The 14,801-nt window shown below is 48.2% G+C and carries 13 protein-coding genes; 4 read left to right on the top strand and 9 right to left on the bottom strand.

Going from position 1 to position 14,801, the window contains the following annotated elements; genetic code table 11:
• Nucleotides 1–3: 3 nt before the first annotated feature.
• From WBJ53_RS29815 to WBJ53_RS29790, 6 genes are all read right to left on the bottom strand, one after another.
• The gene (locus WBJ53_RS29815) at nucleotides 4–501 is read right to left on the bottom strand and encodes an FAD-binding oxidoreductase (protein WP_338873155.1); all 498 of its coding nucleotides are present in this window, start codon (nucleotides 499–501) and stop codon (nucleotides 4–6) included.
• Between the two features lie 194 nt (nucleotides 502–695).
• The gene (locus WBJ53_RS29810) at nucleotides 696–1,202 is read right to left on the bottom strand and encodes a phosphoglycerate mutase family protein (protein ID WP_338873153.1); all 507 of its coding nucleotides are present in this window, start codon (nucleotides 1,200–1,202) and stop codon (nucleotides 696–698) included.
• A gap of 102 nt (nucleotides 1,203–1,304) precedes the next feature.
• Nucleotides 1,305–4,181 carry a carbamoyl-phosphate synthase large subunit gene (carB, locus tag WBJ53_RS29805; protein WP_338873151.1) on the bottom strand — a complete coding sequence of 959 codons (2,877 nt, stop codon included), beginning with the start codon at nucleotides 4,179–4,181 and terminating at the stop codon, nucleotides 1,305–1,307.
• A 281-nt stretch (nucleotides 4,182–4,462) separates the two neighbouring features.
• The gene (locus WBJ53_RS29800; protein ID WP_338873149.1) at nucleotides 4,463–5,305 is read right to left on the bottom strand and encodes an endonuclease/exonuclease/phosphatase family protein; all 843 of its coding nucleotides are present in this window, start codon (nucleotides 5,303–5,305) and stop codon (nucleotides 4,463–4,465) included.
• Between the two features lie 127 nt (nucleotides 5,306–5,432).
• The gene (locus WBJ53_RS29795; protein WP_338873147.1) at nucleotides 5,433–5,831 is read right to left on the bottom strand and encodes a RagB/SusD family nutrient uptake outer membrane protein; all 399 of its coding nucleotides are present in this window, start codon (nucleotides 5,829–5,831) and stop codon (nucleotides 5,433–5,435) included.
• A 108-nt stretch (nucleotides 5,832–5,939) separates the two neighbouring features.
• Nucleotides 5,940–6,278, bottom strand: a complete 339-nt coding sequence (locus WBJ53_RS29790; protein ID WP_338873145.1) for a hypothetical protein — start codon at nucleotides 6,276–6,278, stop codon at nucleotides 5,940–5,942.
• Between the two features lie 376 nt (nucleotides 6,279–6,654).
• On the opposite strand from WBJ53_RS29790, the gene ffh reads away from it, so the two are divergent.
• On the top strand, nucleotides 6,655–7,974 hold the full coding sequence (gene ffh / locus WBJ53_RS29785; RefSeq protein ID WP_338873143.1) for a signal recognition particle protein: 1,320 nt from the start codon (nucleotides 6,655–6,657) through the stop codon (nucleotides 7,972–7,974).
• Nucleotides 7,975–8,102: 128 nt separating this feature from the next.
• On the opposite strand, the gene WBJ53_RS29780 is transcribed toward ffh, so the two are convergent.
• Nucleotides 8,103–8,879: an aquaporin gene (locus WBJ53_RS29780; RefSeq protein ID WP_338873141.1), complete on the bottom strand. Its 777-nt coding sequence runs from the start codon at nucleotides 8,877–8,879 to the stop codon at nucleotides 8,103–8,105.
• A gap of 331 nt (nucleotides 8,880–9,210) precedes the next feature.
• Between WBJ53_RS29780 and WBJ53_RS29775 the strand changes: the two genes are divergently transcribed.
• Nucleotides 9,211–9,648: a hypothetical protein gene (locus tag WBJ53_RS29775; protein WP_338873139.1), complete on the top strand. Its 438-nt coding sequence runs from the start codon at nucleotides 9,211–9,213 to the stop codon at nucleotides 9,646–9,648.
• Between the two features lie 93 nt (nucleotides 9,649–9,741).
• Here WBJ53_RS29775 and WBJ53_RS29770 read toward each other — a convergent pair whose 3' ends face one another.
• Entirely contained in the window at nucleotides 9,742–11,472 is a 1,731-nt protein-coding gene (locus WBJ53_RS29770; protein ID WP_338873137.1) for a S41 family peptidase, read from the bottom strand.
• A gap of 245 nt (nucleotides 11,473–11,717) precedes the next feature.
• Here WBJ53_RS29770 and WBJ53_RS29765 point away from each other — a divergent pair, with 245 nt between their 5' ends.
• Nucleotides 11,718–12,176, top strand: a complete 459-nt coding sequence (locus tag WBJ53_RS29765; protein WP_338873135.1) for a regulatory protein RecX — start codon at nucleotides 11,718–11,720, stop codon at nucleotides 12,174–12,176.
• 67 nt (nucleotides 12,177–12,243) lie between these two features.
• Nucleotides 12,244–13,296, top strand: coding sequence for a glycosyltransferase family 1 protein (locus WBJ53_RS29760; protein WP_338873133.1), 1,053 nt, complete (start codon nucleotides 12,244–12,246; stop codon nucleotides 13,294–13,296).
• Nucleotides 13,297–13,487: 191 nt separating this feature from the next.
• Here the strand turns inward: WBJ53_RS29760 and WBJ53_RS29755 are convergent, their stop codons facing one another.
• Nucleotides 13,488–14,537 carry a ribonucleotide-diphosphate reductase subunit beta gene (locus WBJ53_RS29755; protein WP_338873131.1) on the bottom strand — a complete coding sequence of 350 codons (1,050 nt, stop codon included), beginning with the start codon at nucleotides 14,535–14,537 and terminating at the stop codon, nucleotides 13,488–13,490.
• Nucleotides 14,538–14,801: the final 264 nt, after the last annotated feature.

The raw sequence follows: 14,801 nt of genomic DNA, 5'->3' as shown, positions 1-14,801 counted from the left end.
TACCTACTTGAGTCGTAGCGAAGCCGGAATCATGGCCATGAACGAATTGTAGAATTTAGGATAATTGGATGGCGCTTTTTTGCCTGTAGCCCCCCAGGTCACTTTATAACTCGTTTTCCCTTTGCGCCACTGAACAAACGTGTAGACGTTGCCGGGATGATCGAACCGCGTTTTTTTGATTTTACAACTGTTCTCGACCTTCGAAAAAATGCGCTTTGTGTTGGTGGTCGTTTGTTTGGCCAGAAACGTAAAGGTTGTATCGTGGCTCCGACGGCCAAACAACTGCCCATTTTCGAGTAAATAATAACTGGTAGATGCGCCCGTAAAACCGCCACCATTGCCTACTACAACCTGCTTTCCGGTATAGGTGGCAGGTGTAATGGCCTTTGCCGTTTTTTTGATTACTACAGGCGCAGCAGTAGCCTCTTTAATCGGTTGCGCTGAGCATAGGGGACCTGGCGAAAGCAGGTTGAGGAACAGGATACTAACAAGTCGTTTCATCCAGCTGGAAAAGTTGGCGATAAATGGCAGAAACAAAGGTATACGTCGGTACTACTGCCGTCTAAGCAGCATCTGTATGATCTGGGTAAGATGCGGGCTGAGACGTCATATAAAAGCGACCAACTGTGCTCCGAATCATATACAACAGATAGTTAGTCAGACGGAAACCTGCCATGAAAGTATCGAACCCCGGCTTATGGAGGAGTAATTTGGCCGTAGGTACTTTGTGAAAGGTCAATGGATTTAGCGAACGGGCCGCGATGAATCCGAACCCGAAGCAGATTGTCGAAATCGCCGGATTCAATTTTAGCCAGGCTAGGCGAAGTGCCAAGACCTTTGGCAATCTCCAGAATCGTGTTGCTATGCCCAACTACCAGAACGGTTTTGTTCCGAATATGTCGGACACGTTCTACAATAGCGTCAACAGGCTTGGCTGGATAGTTGGTAATGGCAACGCCCATGCGTTTGGCCAGTGGTTCGGCAGTTTGGCGGGTACGTCGGTAGGGTGTCGAGAAAATAGAATCGATGCCCCGATTGGCCAGCGTGTCGGCGAGTGCATTGGCACGGGCAAAGCCCGCTGGACTGAGGTTTGTGGAATCGCTTTCGTCTACTTTTTCGCCATGCCGTACAATGTACACCGTTGTGGTCGAACAACCTGCGATAAACGCCAGTAAGGTTAGAAAAAGTAGTGTAAGACGCATGATAAAATCCTGATTATTCGGAAATAACTCTGCAAATTACAGGAAAAACAGTTGAGCCACACCCAACGGGCGTGGCTCAACTGTACAATACTTCTACAAAAATTACCGGCTCAGATACAGATTCCGTTCGGAGTAGACTTTCTGAAAGAAGTCGTCGGTCAAATCATCGATGAAATAAATGCCTTCGCCGGTCGATTTCATTTCGGGCCCCAGTTCTTTGTTGACGTTCGGGAATTTGTTGAACGAGAAGACCGGAATCTTGATCGCATAGCCTTTCTTAACGGGCTTGAACGTAAAGTCTTTCACTTTCTTGTCGCCCAGCATCACCTTCGTCGCGTAGTTTACGTAAGGCTCCTGATACGCTTTGCAGATGAACGGTACCGTTCGGCTGGCCCGTGGGTTCGCTTCGATCACATACACCTGCTCATCTTTGATGGCAAACTGAATATTAATCAGGCCAACGGTCTTCAGTGCAACCGCTATTTTCTTCGTATATTCCTCAATCTGACGAATTACGTTTTCGCTCAAGTCAAAAGCAGGCAACACGGCGTAGGAGTCGCCAGAGTGAATACCGGCCGGTTCGATATGTTCCATGATACCAATGATGTAGGCATCTTCACCGTCGCAGATAGCGTCGGCTTCGGCTTCAATGGCATTTTCGAGGAAATGATCGAGCAGAATATTGTTATCAGGAATGTCGCGCAGGATCTTCATCACGTGCTGTTCCAGCTCGTTTTCATTGATGACGATTTTCATGCTTTGACCACCCAATACATAGCTGGGGCGAACGAGCAAGGGGAAACCTAACTCCCGCGATAGCTCGATAGCGGCTTCGGATTCACGTACAGTGCCGAATTTTGGATAGGGAATCTCAAGCTTACGGAGCATATCGGAAAAATGGCCCCGATCTTCGGCCAGATCGAGGGCTTCCCAGCTTGTACCGATAATCTTGATGCCATAGCGAGTCAATTTTTCAGCCATTTTCAGGGCTGTCTGACCGCCAAGCTGTACGATAACGCCTTCGGGCTGTTCGTGCATGATAATGGCATGAACGTGTTCCCAGAAAACGGGTTCGAAATACAGTTTATCGGCAATGTCGGGGTCGGTCGAAACCGTTTCAGGATTACAGTTAATCATGATGGTTTCATACCCCGCTTCTTTAGCTGCCAATACGCCATGTACGCAGGAGTAGTCGAACTCGATACCCTGGCCTATGCGGTTAGGCCCTGAACCCAGCACTACAATCTTCTTCCGATTGCTACGTACCGACTCGTTGCCGGGCAAATCAGAGACCGGCTCGGGCCGATCCTGCGTGATAGGCAACTGGTTGTTGAAGGTCGAGTAGTAATAGGGCGTTTTAGCCTCAAACTCAGCCGCACAGGTATCAACGCACTTATAAACGCGACGAATATTATGCTGCTGGCGGTACTGATAGATTTTGCTCTCTTTAACCTGCAAAATATGCGCAAGCTGACGGTCGGCATAGCCTTTTTGCTTGGCCATACGCAGCAATTCGGGCGGCAGGTCTTCCAGATCGTACTGTTGAATTTCGCGCTCCAGCTCGATCAGTTCTTCAATCTGATGCAGGAACCAGGGGTCGATTTTGGTTAACTGCTGAATGGTACGGAACGACATGCCCGCCTTGAAGGCATCGTAGATGTGGAACAGACGGTTCCAGCTCGGATGCGCCAGACTTTCGGTCAGCGCATCGCGGTCGGTTAGTTCGCGGCCGTCGGCTCCTAAACCATTGCGCCGGATTTCGAGCGACTGACAGGCTTTTTGCAGGGCTTCCTGGAAGTTACGGCCAATACCCATCGCTTCGCCCACCGATTTCATTTGCAGGCCCAGCGAGCGGTCGGCTCCCGGAAATTTGTCGAAATTCCAGCGCGGTATTTTCACGATCACATAGTCGATAGCGGGTTCGAAGAACGCCGATGTCGTACCGGTGATTGGGTTAATCAATTCGTCGAGATTATAACCGATGGCCATTTTGGCGGCAATCTTGGCAATTGGGTAGCCCGTTGCTTTCGATGCCAGCGCCGACGAGCGGCTAACGCGTGGGTTAATTTCGATGGCAATGATGTCGTCGGTAGCCGGATTGACCGAGAACTGAACATTACAGCCACCCGCAAACTGCCCGATGCCGTTCATCATTTTGATGGACAGGTCGCGCATTTTCTGGTAAAGCGTATCGGGCAGCGTCATAGCCGGAGCAACCGTAATACTGTCGCCGGTATGAATTCCCATCGGATCGAAGTTTTCAATCGAACAGATAATGATGAAATTACCGTTACCGTCGCGTAAGAGTTCCAGCTCGTATTCTTTCCAGCCCATTACGCTTTGTTCGACCAGTACTTCATGCACGGGCGATGCGTGCAGGCCGTTGGTCAGCGCCTTGTCGAAATCTTCGGGCCGTTCTACGAAACCACCCCCTGTGCCACCCAATGTAAACGATGGGCGGATGACGAGCGGAAAGCCAATTTCCTGAGCGATTTCTTTTCCTTCCAGAAACGACCGGGCTGTGCGCCCTTTGCAGACACCAATGCCCAGTTCGAGCATTTTCAGACGGAACTTCTCGCGGTCTTCAGTCGTCTCAATGGCCCGAATGTCGACACCAATAATCTGTACATTATACTTTTCCCAGATTCCGGCTTTATCGCAATCGATGGCCAGATTCAACGCCGTTTGCCCACCCATTGTTGGCAATACAGCATCAATGGGCCGACCCATGTCCTGGTGTTTTTTCAGGATTTCGACGATGGATTTTTTCTCCAGCGGTAACAGATAGACATGATCCGCATTGATCGGGTCCGTCATGATCGTAGCCGGATTCGAGTTGATGAGGGCAACTTCTATTCCTTCTTCGCGCAGTGACCGAGCCGCCTGCGAACCAGAATAGTCGAACTCACAAGCCTGCCCGATAACGATAGGACCGGAACCGATGATAAGAACTGAGCGGAGTTGAGCGTTTTTGGGCATTTTTCAGCGGGACAATGAACCGCGTGGCAAATCTGACCGTGGGGCAGATCGGCCGGGCGGCCCCGAATGAACGATGGACAACGACTGTGACGATTGATGGCTTTTTTTCTGATTAGCCAGCCTGGGGTCGTCAAAAATCCTGCAAAATTAGTGGATTATAAGCGAACGGAAAAGGAGAATCTTAAAAATAGATTCAGCACCAGCTTTAAGTAAACAGAAAAGCGGGTCAGAAAACGCTTGCTACCTGTTTTCTGACCCGCCTGACGAAAGTAGAACACCAATTAGTTCAGAACTACTTTGGCAACTACCGGCTGGTGATCGGATGGGTACCGTTGCTCTTTGGCGTCGGTCAGAACGCCATATTTGAGGACATCGAACTGTTTGCTGACAAAAATGTAGTCGATCCGTTTGTCCATTGGTGCATCGAACTTAAAGCTGTTGAAGGTGCCTTCTGGGCCGTAGGGCGGTTGGGCGCTAACATTATGAGCGTCGCGAAGGAGGGTCTGAATCGTTTGTACCTGTTCGGTGTCGGGCGTTGAGTTGAGGTCGCCAACCAGAATGACCGGATCGTTTTTAGCAATCTCTTTAATCCTGGCTACCATCAGCTTGCCCGACTGCCGACGGGCTTCAACGCCCTGATGATCGAAGTGAACGCTGAAAAAGAAAAATTCTTTTTTGGTTTTCAGGTCCCGAAACTTAGCCCAGGAGCAAATTCGATTGCAGCAGGTAGCATCCCAGCCTTTTCCGGGTTTGTCGGGCGTTTCGCTCAGCCAGAAATTACCCGACTCAAGCATCCTGAACCGATCCTTCCTGTAAAAAATAGCCGAATGTTCACCTGCTTCTTTTCCGTCGTCGCGACCTGCGCCAAAAAAGGCAAACTCGTTCAGTTCGGCAATGTCGTTCAATTGGCCACGAAGCCCTTCCTGCGTACCAAAAATGTCGAACTCATGAAACCTGATCAGGGCTTTTACGAACTCCTTCCGATTGGGCCAGGCATTCACACCGTCGCCTTTGTTGTTGTAGCGAAGGTTGTAGGTAGCCACGTTGATCGGCTCCGATTTCTGAGCAATCGACACCTGTGTACTCAAAACAGTAATCAGTAAAAGAAATGATAGTATGCGCATTATACGTCGGTTTTAGAAACGCTTATACAGGGTAAGGCCACAAGCCGGAAATTCTCATCAATTTTAGTTTTCAGTACTTCGCAGGAGTAGGGCTCTAAATAGGCAAAGCACTGAAAACTGTAAACCTTTACCATCCCGGATTCTGCCCTAGTTTGGGGTTAATTTGCAGATTGGCGGTTGGAATGGGGTACAGATAAAACTTGTCGTCCCATTTCCGCGTGATGTTAGTAAACCACGTTAGTTCGTCGTAGGTATCGTTTTTCAGCCGCTGCGGATTAGGTACACCGTTTACGGTTTCGGCAACGTTGACATACGTAATGCCAGGAACCTGAGTGGTAGGTTTTACTTTGTAGAAAACAACATCGTTCTTGCCATCCAGATCCAGGGGGGTATTCAGTGCCGGAACATAAAAGCCATTCCAGGTCTGCTCCATTAGCGGCCCACGATTCCAGCGAATAATATCTGAAAAACGGAAGCCTTCCAGTACCAGCTCAATACCCCATTCGCGACGAATTTCCAGCAGCACCGGGTCCGAACTATTAGGGAAGTAGTTTGCCAGACCTGATCATTTAATACTAAAAAAAGCCCCATCTACAGTTATGCATAGATGGGGCTTTCCAGTATAAAGAAGCGTTTATTGCTGACGTTTTTGATGGGCGTGGTTAACCTCCCGAACCATCTTCATTAGGCGTTTCCAGCACCGGCCAATTGTCTTTTTATCCTGCGTTTTCTGATCTTTTCCGGCAGTAGGAGCAGGCGTAGCCGTTTCGGGCTTGCTAACGGTGTTTTTGGCCAGAGCAGACGAATTCGTAGGGTTTTCGGTGTCTGATTTGGCATGTGTGTCGGCGTCGGAACGAGCAATAACAGTACCCTGCATGGGCATCGCATAGATCGAGGCCGAAAATGAAGGTAATGCTAACATAGACACGATAGCAACATAAGCTGCTACATGGCTGATTAAGTTGGTTCTCATGAGGTAGTTAAGTTAAAGTTACTCCAGCGCTGTATTAGCAATGTATGCCTGAATATAGCTTATTTGCCAATAAGATCACTAGATTAGTACAATTACCTCATAAATTTGAATTAAAGACCTATTAAATCAACTTTGCTGATAAGCATTATAACAACTATTGTGCCAAACAATATATTGTTTATTGGCAGTACGTTTGACTACTTTTTTTGTGATGGTCAAAATAGCCATTCATTTTATCTGAAGCCAATCTCTCCAGCCTTTATATAAACTGGATACTTAACCCGTAATTCAGAACACGATTTAGCCGCCTTGTTAAGTACTGGCAATTATTGCGCGCCGGAAACTGTTATCTTTGTGCTATTGTTTGTAATAGACTATGTTCGAGAACCTTCAGGATAAGCTTAATAAGGCCATCAAAACCCTCAAGGGCCAGGGCCGTATCACAGAAATAAACGTTGCTGCAACTATCAAGGAAGTGCGCCGGGCGCTCACTGATGCCGACGTAAACTATAAGGTTGCCAAAGACATCACCGACCGTATTCGCGATAAAGCGCTCGACCGGAAAGTTCTTATCTCGGTTGAGCCGGGACAACTGTTCGTTAAAATCGTACAGGAAGAGCTGACAGACCTGATGGGTGGTGAAGCCAAAGGCATTAATATTAAAGGTGACCCGGCCGTTGTGTTGATTGCAGGGTTGCAGGGGTCGGGTAAAACCACATTTTCGGGCAAGTTAGCTTCTTATCTGAAAAAACAGGGCCGGAATGTTTTGCTGGTGGCTGCCGACATCTATCGGCCAGCCGCTATCGACCAGTTAAAGGTATTGGGTGAGCAGGTGGGGGTAGAGGTTTATGCTGAACCGGAGAATAAAAACGCGGTGCAGATTGCGCAGAATGCTATTTCGCAGGCTCGTAAGACTGGCAAAAAAATCGTGATTGTCGATACGGCGGGTCGGTTGGCGGTCGATGAGCTGATGATGCAGGAGATTGAAGCCGTTAAACGGGCCATCACGCCTACCGAAACCTTGTTTGTTGTCGATTCGATGACGGGTCAGGATGCTGTCAATACGGCTAAAACCTTCAACGACCGGCTCGATTTCGATGGGGTTGTGCTCACCAAGCTCGATGGCGATGCACGTGGTGGAGCTGCGCTTTCCATTAAAACAGTAGTCAATAAGCCCATTAAGTTCATCAGTACGGGCGAAAAAATGGAGGCCCTCGACGTGTTCTATCCCGACCGGATGGCAAGCCGGATTCTGGGTATGGGCGACGTGATTTCGCTGGTAGAACGCGCACAACAGGCTTTTGACGAAGAAGAAGCCAAACGCATCAATGCCAAGATGCGGAAAAACCAGTTCGATTTCGACGACTTCCTGAGCCAGCTTCAGCAAATCAAGAAGATGGGTAATGTGAAGGACCTGTTGGCTATGATTCCGGGAATGGGTAAAATGATTAAAGACCTGGATATCGACAACGATTCATTCAAGCCCATTGAAGCGATTATCAGCTCGATGACGCCTAAAGAGCGACAGCGCCCCGACATTATCGACGGTAGCCGTAAGAAACGTATCGCGGCCGGTAGCGGCACGAACATTCAGCAAGTCAATAACCTGCTGAAACAGTTCGATGAGATGCGGAAAATGATGAAGAAAATGAATACCATGCAGGCATCAGGTAAGCTGAACAAAATGATGCGATAGCAATAAGAGTGAAAGAGCCAACTAGGGAAAGAGCAAATAAAGCGGGATGTTTATTTGCTCTTTCCCTAGTTTTTATTTTATAGGAGTACAGCCCCGCCGTATCTGCCTTTTCCGCTGTGCTTTATGAGTCAGATTGTAGCTGGGTGTTTATGTCGGCGAAGAAAACCAGTTGCGTCGTGACTGAAATGGTAAAGTTTGGCAATATCGGTTTTTAGCCACTGAAAGAAAGGGAACATCAACAGAAGCAGGGCTGCGCATGTGCCAGTTAGCGGAGCAAGCCAATATAGCCAGTGATCGGTCCAGATGCCGGTTATAAGAGCTGGCCCAAAACTGCGGGCCGGGTTTGCACTACACCCCGATAAGGGAGCTTCCAGGCCAACGAGTAGGGCAAACAAAAAAGGAATCATGTAAGGCGTATAGGCTTTTAGTCGGTCATGCCCCGTAAAGAGTAGAATCAGGCTAATCAGGCAGAAGGTGCAAACTGTTTCTCCCAGAAAAGCGGCCATTACGCTTTGCCCCGGTAGGGTGATGCCTTCATGCAAACTTTTACCCATATCACCCCAGGCCAATAGTGCTGTGGCACCAACACCAGCCCCCACCAACTGAGCCACGATATAGCTAATCATACCCCGCCAGGTCATGAGACCTCGTCCGAAAAAGGCTAGTGTGACAGATGGATTCAAATGCGCACCACTCAACCGGCCCAGGGGTGAGAGCGTGACCAGACAACCGACGCTTCCGAACAGAAAGCCGGTAATAATTCGGCGAATCAATGCATCGGGTAGCCAATTGCTAATAGGGCTCCCTGCCCCGAAATTCAGGATGACCATTGATATGCCTCCAAAAACTAACAGAGCCGTTCCTGCACATTCTGCTGCCAGTGCTTTCCATTCCTGCTGCTTCATACCAGATGGTTTGACATGAACACCAGAAATGAAATTATCGAATGCAAAAGAATAAGTTGAGTTTTTAGGGCTATTGTCCAGAAAGTTCTGATTATTATTTAATTATCCGGCCTGGAAGTAGATTGACCACCTTAACTGGCGGCATTGTTCTGATAGCCAACAGGATGATATGGGGGCTCATCTGAAAAAACGATCAGCAGACCGATTTATGCCGACTAATTTAGCATTACCAATTTACTCGTACGCCTAAGCCGCTCGCCTTATAAAGCCAATCAGTCGTTTTACCGCACGTTACCTTTGTTTCTGAATAGAAAGTTGTTGTTTTGCGGCCATGAAACACGTCTTGACCGCACTTTTTCTGAGCGTTACTGCTGCTGCCTTTGGCCAGGCTTCTGTAGCCTACTATCCGTTTAACTCTGTTGTGTCGGTCAGCTCCAATGCCGACCGTGCTTTCTGGGTCGATGCCCGATTTCAGACCAATACGGCATTTGAGTCGTTAAGTACAACACTGTGCCCTATGATCAACGTATCCCGGCGCGAACAGGTTAATTACTATACGGGTTTGGGTATCCGGGTTAACTTTCTGAATGGCCTCGATAGCCGTGATGTGCTGGAAGGATACTCCCTGCATGTTGGGGTTCGGGCCAAAGTCCCGTTTGTGCCCAATCTTCGGGCGGCTTTCGAATTGGCACCCTACTCTCGAAAGGATTTTAAATATGGTATTATGCAAACCTATCTGGGGCTGGCCTACCAGTTTAGTAAAAAGTAGTGTTCCGTGTAGAGTTTACAGGTTGCGGTAGCTCCGCCTGGTTAGAACCTCAATGCCGCAGAGCGCTGAAAACTGTAAACTCTACACGGAACACTATTTCTTATCCGGTGCGTTGTAGGTAAACATACCGTGTTCGAGCTTATTGGCTCTGTCGAAGAGTTTTAGCGCCTTCTGGTAGGTATCGTCGGCTTCGCTAATCACACGGAAGAATTCATTGTTCTGCCCGCCTTTGTTATTTTTCTGATAAATAGACCGGGCAACCAGGGCCTTGATCTGAGTCCGGATGTAGTTTTTCGAACGAGTATATTCTTTTTCGTTAAACTTAATTCCTTCGGCAGTAGCATCCTTTACCAGTTTATTCATCTGATCGTCGTTGATGGTCACGGTCCGGTCAAAATCTGAGAACGGCATTTTTTCCAGTCGGCTGCGGTTATCATTGGCGTATTCCATCGCAAACTCACGGATGATGTTTTTGCTGTAGAGTTGCACCAGATAGCTCGTCTGCCAGGTCGAATCACGGGGGATAAAGTAGTCGGGTGTGATGCCGCCACCGCCATATACGATTCGCCCACCATCAGTTTTAAATTTCAGCTTCGGATCATTTTTGATCGAGTCGGCAATGTAATATTCGCCCCGTTTCGAGCGAAGTTCGAGGTCTTTTTCGTAGTCACCTTCGTGACCCGGTACGTAGGGTTTCTGAATGCTACGTCCGCTTGGCGTATAGTAGCGGGATATAGTCAATCGAAGTTCAGACCCATCCGACAGCGTCACGGGCATTTGTACCAGCCCTTTTCCAAACGAACGTCGGCCAGCTATCAGAGCACGGTCGTGGTCCTGCAAGGCACCCGCTACAATCTCAGATGCAGAAGCACTTCCTTCATCGACCAGCACAATCAGCGGGCCTTCTTCAAACTGTCCGGCAATGCGGGCAAACGTCTGCCGGTCGTACCGGTTGTCTTTTCCGTCGGTATAAACCAGCAGTTTGTTGCCCGATATAAACTCGTCGGCAATACTGGTTGCCCGGTCCATATACCCACCCGGATTGTTTCGAAGGTCCATCAGAAGCTGGCTCATGCCCTGAGCCTTCAGTGCCGTAAGTGCCGTTTTAAACTCGTCGTAGGTTGTTTCGGAGAAGCGGTTGATTTTGATATAACCCGTTTTGTTGTCAATCATATAAGCCGCATCGACGGAGTAGGTAGGAATCCGGTCGCGGGTGATTGCAAAAATTTTAGGATCTTTTTCACCCTTTCGTAGAATTGTTAGCCGAACTTCGGTGCCTCGCTTACCACGCAGGGCTTTAAAGACAGCACTGTTTTCAATTTTTTTACCCGCCAGTGGTGTATTGTCGACTTTTATGATCTTGTCGCCACTCTGAATACCAGCCGTTTCGGACGGGCCACCCGCCAGTGGAGTTACTACATACACCGTATCCTTATAGATATTGAATTCAACGCCAATGCCATCGAATCCTCCTTCCAACTGCGACCGGGCGGCAATGGCATCCTGTGGATTCATGTATACCGTATGTGGATCTAACTTTTCGAGCATTTTTTCGATCGAATAATCAACCAGTTCGTCGGTATTGACAGTATCGACGTAGTTATTTTCGATCAACTGTAAGATTTCGCGGTATTTGGTGTATCCTCGCCCAATTGTGTTCAGGCTCTTTGCTCCCCCAAAAAACGTAGCACCAATTAGCACGCCACCAGCTAGTGTAATTCCCAGTAACATGGGTAGCCGGACCGTTGCTTTACTATTCTGAATCGTTGGACGAGCACCTTTAGGCCCCGTCTGATCCGTATTGAAGCGCTCTTCTGACTCCATTCGTTCGTCCCTTCTTAACACATTGGTATATACCCCTAAACGAATCTAATATAGCGAAATGTTTGCCAGAAGGGTGTGTTTGGTTAAAAAATATAGGGAATGTTAAGAAACCAGTAGCTTTAGGCTGATTAAAGCCGGGGAAAATAAAAATTTATTGCCCGTGCCATTGCGGTTTTTGGGCATAAACGAGCAAAAGAACAGGCGGATTTCGCTGCTTTTACGCCGTTTTTTGTTATACTCATACCATGACCGATTATTTGAAAGATGCCCTTCGTAAAGCGGCTATGTTTTGTGCCTATCAGGAGCGAACGCAGCAGGAAGTCAGAGAGCGCCTGAAAGAATGGGGTGTTCTGGGCGACGATGCCGAAGAAGTTATTGCCGAGCTAATCCAGCAGAATTATCTGAACGAAGAACGCTTCGCCAAATCGTTTGCGGGAGGCAAGTTTCGGGTTAAAGGTTGGGGAAAGCGCAAGATCAAGCAGCATCTTCAGCAGCGGGGGATATCCGGTTATAACCTCGACCAGGCTATGAAAGAAATCGAACCCGACGATTACCGCGAAACGCTGGTCGATTTGCTGGATAAAAAACGCCGGAGTCTTCGCGACGATAATCCGCTGATCGTTAAGCAGAAACTGGTTCGGTATGCCATCAGTAAAGGTTACGAAGCGGATCTGATCTGGCAGGTGCTGGGAGCCGAAGAATAAGGAGGATACTAAAAGTTGAGTTATTTATCTGATTTTTGCTCCGGAACCTTCTACCTCAAAAACCACAATGCCCCGACTTTTTCTGGAAACTGAACGAATGTCTAACCTATCAAGCGGATTGGGGCAGGTGTGTCTGCATCTGGGTCGTGAGTTGGTTCGGCAGCGGCCTCCTGGCTGGGAGTTAACCTTTCTGGTTCCGCCCGAACAGGTGGGCGCATTTGGCCCATCGGTCGAATACATTGTTGCTAAAAAATGGCACCGTATCTGGCAACCCCGAAAATTTGATGTCTGGCATTGTTTGCACCAGGGATCTAAATTTTTACCACCCCGATCGACCCGGCTGATTTATACCATTCTGGATCTTAATTATTTAGCACTACCCGAATATTCTGAAAAGCGGAAAAGCCGACAGAAAAAATACTATCAACAGTGTATCGACCAGGCGTATGTTATTACAACTATTTCGAAGTATGTAGCCGAGGATGTACGCCAAAAATTGGTTGTTCCAGCCTCCACCTGTCTTGAAGCTATCTATTGCGGAGTCGATATTCCTGCCATGCATCCGGTAAACCCACCTGCAGTTCGACCCGATGGCCCATTCCTGTTTTTTATAGGAATGCTTCAACCTTACAAAAATGTTCATACGCTGTTACCCCTTCTCGATGCCTTTCCCGACTATCGGTTAGTGCTGGCTGGGCCCGATAAGCCAGCCTATAGTCAGCAGATTCGGCAGCAGGCCGAGCAGATGGGTGTTCTGGATCGGGTGCTAATGCCAGGCCCAATTGATGAACAAACGAAGTGGTGGCTTTATGAGCATTGCGATGCTTTTTTATTCCCGTCGTTGCTGGAAGGTTTTGGTTTACCGGTTGTTGAAGCAATGGCTTTCGGGAAGCCCGTGTTTACGTCTGCTCTTACGAGTTTGCCCGAAGTAGGCGGCTCCGAAGCATTTTATTTCCCATCGTTTGATGCATCGACTATTGTCGAAACATTTCGGAAGGGGATGCAGACGTTTCGAGACGATCCGGCAATGTCCGAACGACTACGTCAGCAGAGTCGGCGGTTTCGCTGGGAAAACGTGGCCGCTGATTATTGGAGTCTCTATGAGCGGGCAATTCGCTGAGCACTCCTCTGCAAGTGTATGACCAAAATGAGTGAGGTTGGCGTCTTCGACCCGCAGGATACGGACGTAAATAGCGTCATCGAAGCGGTGTCTATCCGCAATTGCGTTGTGGGCGAATAGAACTAAACAGCCCTGCGCCAATCCCGGTATGAGATTGGCGCAGGGCTGTTTAATATAAACCGGCGTGTCGATTAAAAATCGGCGTCGAACGTAATACTTTTTGTTTCTTCGACGGTAAGAATAGGAGCCGGATTGTCGGCGTCTGGCAACTGGTTGGCAGACGCTTTTGCTGCTCTGAATTTGGCCATTACCTCGCCACGCTGATACTCCCCAACCCGTTTTTCGAAGAAATTTGTTTTGCCCTGCAATGAAATCATATCCATGAAATCGAATGGATTGGTCACGTTGTAGAGTTTTTGTAATCCCAGCGTCACCAGCAGGTGATCGGCCACAAAGGCGATGTATTGTTTCATCAGGTCGGCATTCATGCCAATCAACGATACCGGTAATGCATCGGCCACAAACTCCTGCTCAATTTCTACCGCATTACGGATAATGTCGTAAACCTGCGATTCGGGCATTTTGTTCTTGATGTGATCGGTATACAGCATGCAGGCAAAATCGCGGTGTAGTCCCTCATCGCGTGAAATCAGTTCGTTGGAGAAGGTAAGCCCCGGCATCAGACCGCGCTTTTTGAGCCAGAAGATAGAGCAGAACGAGCCCGAGAAGAAAATTCCTTCAACGGCAGCAAAGGCAATCAGGCGTTCGGCAAACGATCCATTTTCGATCCAGCGGAGAGCCCATTCGGCTTTTTTCTGCACACAGGGAATTGTATCGATGGCATTGAGAAGCCGATCTTTCTCGGCTGCATCTTTAATGTAGGTATCGATCAGGAGCGAATAGGTTTCGGAATGGATATTTTCCATCATTACCTGAAAACCATAAAAGCATTTGGCTTCGGCATACTGCACTTCTGACAGGAAATTGACAGCCAGATTTTCGTTGACAATCCCGTCGGAAGCAGCAAAAAAGGCCAGAACGTGCGAAATGAAATGACGCTCATTGTCGTTCAGGTTGTTCCAGTCTTTCATGTCCTGACCGAGGTCGATTTCTTCGGCTGTCCAGAACGACGCTTCATGTGTTTTGTAGTACTCCCAAATGTCCCAATGCTTAATTGGGAACAGCACGAAGCGGCCTTTGTCTTCCTCTAAAATCGGTTCGATTGCATCGTTATGAGCCATGACGAAACTAGCGGTTTATGTGGTTTGACCAGTTGGAGAAAACTGGCTGGTGAAGAAATCGGTGAACTATAGATTCCAACAAAATTAGGCGTTTGAGGCACTTCTGCAAGCTAGTTTGAACCCTGAATACAACCAGATAAATTGCCGAAAATGATAAACCAAACGCAATCAGCACGTTGGCTATGGGTGCATTGAGTAAGTTCTTGAAATAATTCTAATTAAATATTCTTCATTGATTTTCAGCAGGTTGCAGATTCTTCGGGT

It is taken from the genome of Spirosoma sp. SC4-14 (genome assembly GCF_037201965.1).
Classification (GTDB): Bacteria; Bacteroidota; Bacteroidia; order Cytophagales; family Spirosomataceae; genus Spirosoma.
The sequence above is the reverse complement of the archived record's forward strand: the minus strand, read 5'-3'. Positions and strand labels throughout refer to the sequence as shown.

Excerpts from the sequence above, each read along its gene's own strand:
- WBJ53_RS29780 (WP_338873141.1), bottom strand. The coding sequence starts at position 8,879 with ATGAAGCAGCAGGAATGGAAAGCACTGGCAGCAGAATGTGCAGGAACG.
- carB (WP_338873151.1), bottom strand. The coding sequence starts at position 4,181 with ATGCCCAAAAACGCTCAACTCCGCTCAGTTCTTATCATCGGTTCCGGT.
- WBJ53_RS29760 (WP_338873133.1), top strand. The coding sequence starts at position 12,244 with ATGCCCCGACTTTTTCTGGAAACTGAACGAATGTCTAACCTATCAAGC.
- WBJ53_RS29810 (WP_338873153.1), bottom strand. The coding sequence starts at position 1,202 with ATGCGTCTTACACTACTTTTTCTAACCTTACTGGCGTTTATCGCAGGT.
- WBJ53_RS29770 (WP_338873137.1), bottom strand. The coding sequence starts at position 11,472 with ATGGAGTCAGAAGAGCGCTTCAATACGGATCAGACGGGGCCTAAAGGT.
- WBJ53_RS29755 (WP_338873131.1), bottom strand. The coding sequence starts at position 14,537 with ATGGCTCATAACGATGCAATCGAACCGATTTTAGAGGAAGACAAAGGC.
- WBJ53_RS29765 (WP_338873135.1), top strand. The coding sequence starts at position 11,718 with ATGACCGATTATTTGAAAGATGCCCTTCGTAAAGCGGCTATGTTTTGT.
- ffh (WP_338873143.1), top strand. The coding sequence starts at position 6,655 with ATGTTCGAGAACCTTCAGGATAAGCTTAATAAGGCCATCAAAACCCTC.
- WBJ53_RS29790 (WP_338873145.1), bottom strand. The coding sequence starts at position 6,278 with ATGAGAACCAACTTAATCAGCCATGTAGCAGCTTATGTTGCTATCGTG.
- WBJ53_RS29800 (WP_338873149.1), bottom strand. The coding sequence starts at position 5,305 with ATGCGCATACTATCATTTCTTTTACTGATTACTGTTTTGAGTACACAG.
- WBJ53_RS29775 (WP_338873139.1), top strand. The coding sequence starts at position 9,211 with ATGAAACACGTCTTGACCGCACTTTTTCTGAGCGTTACTGCTGCTGCC.
- WBJ53_RS29815 (WP_338873155.1), bottom strand. The coding sequence starts at position 501 with ATGAAACGACTTGTTAGTATCCTGTTCCTCAACCTGCTTTCGCCAGGT.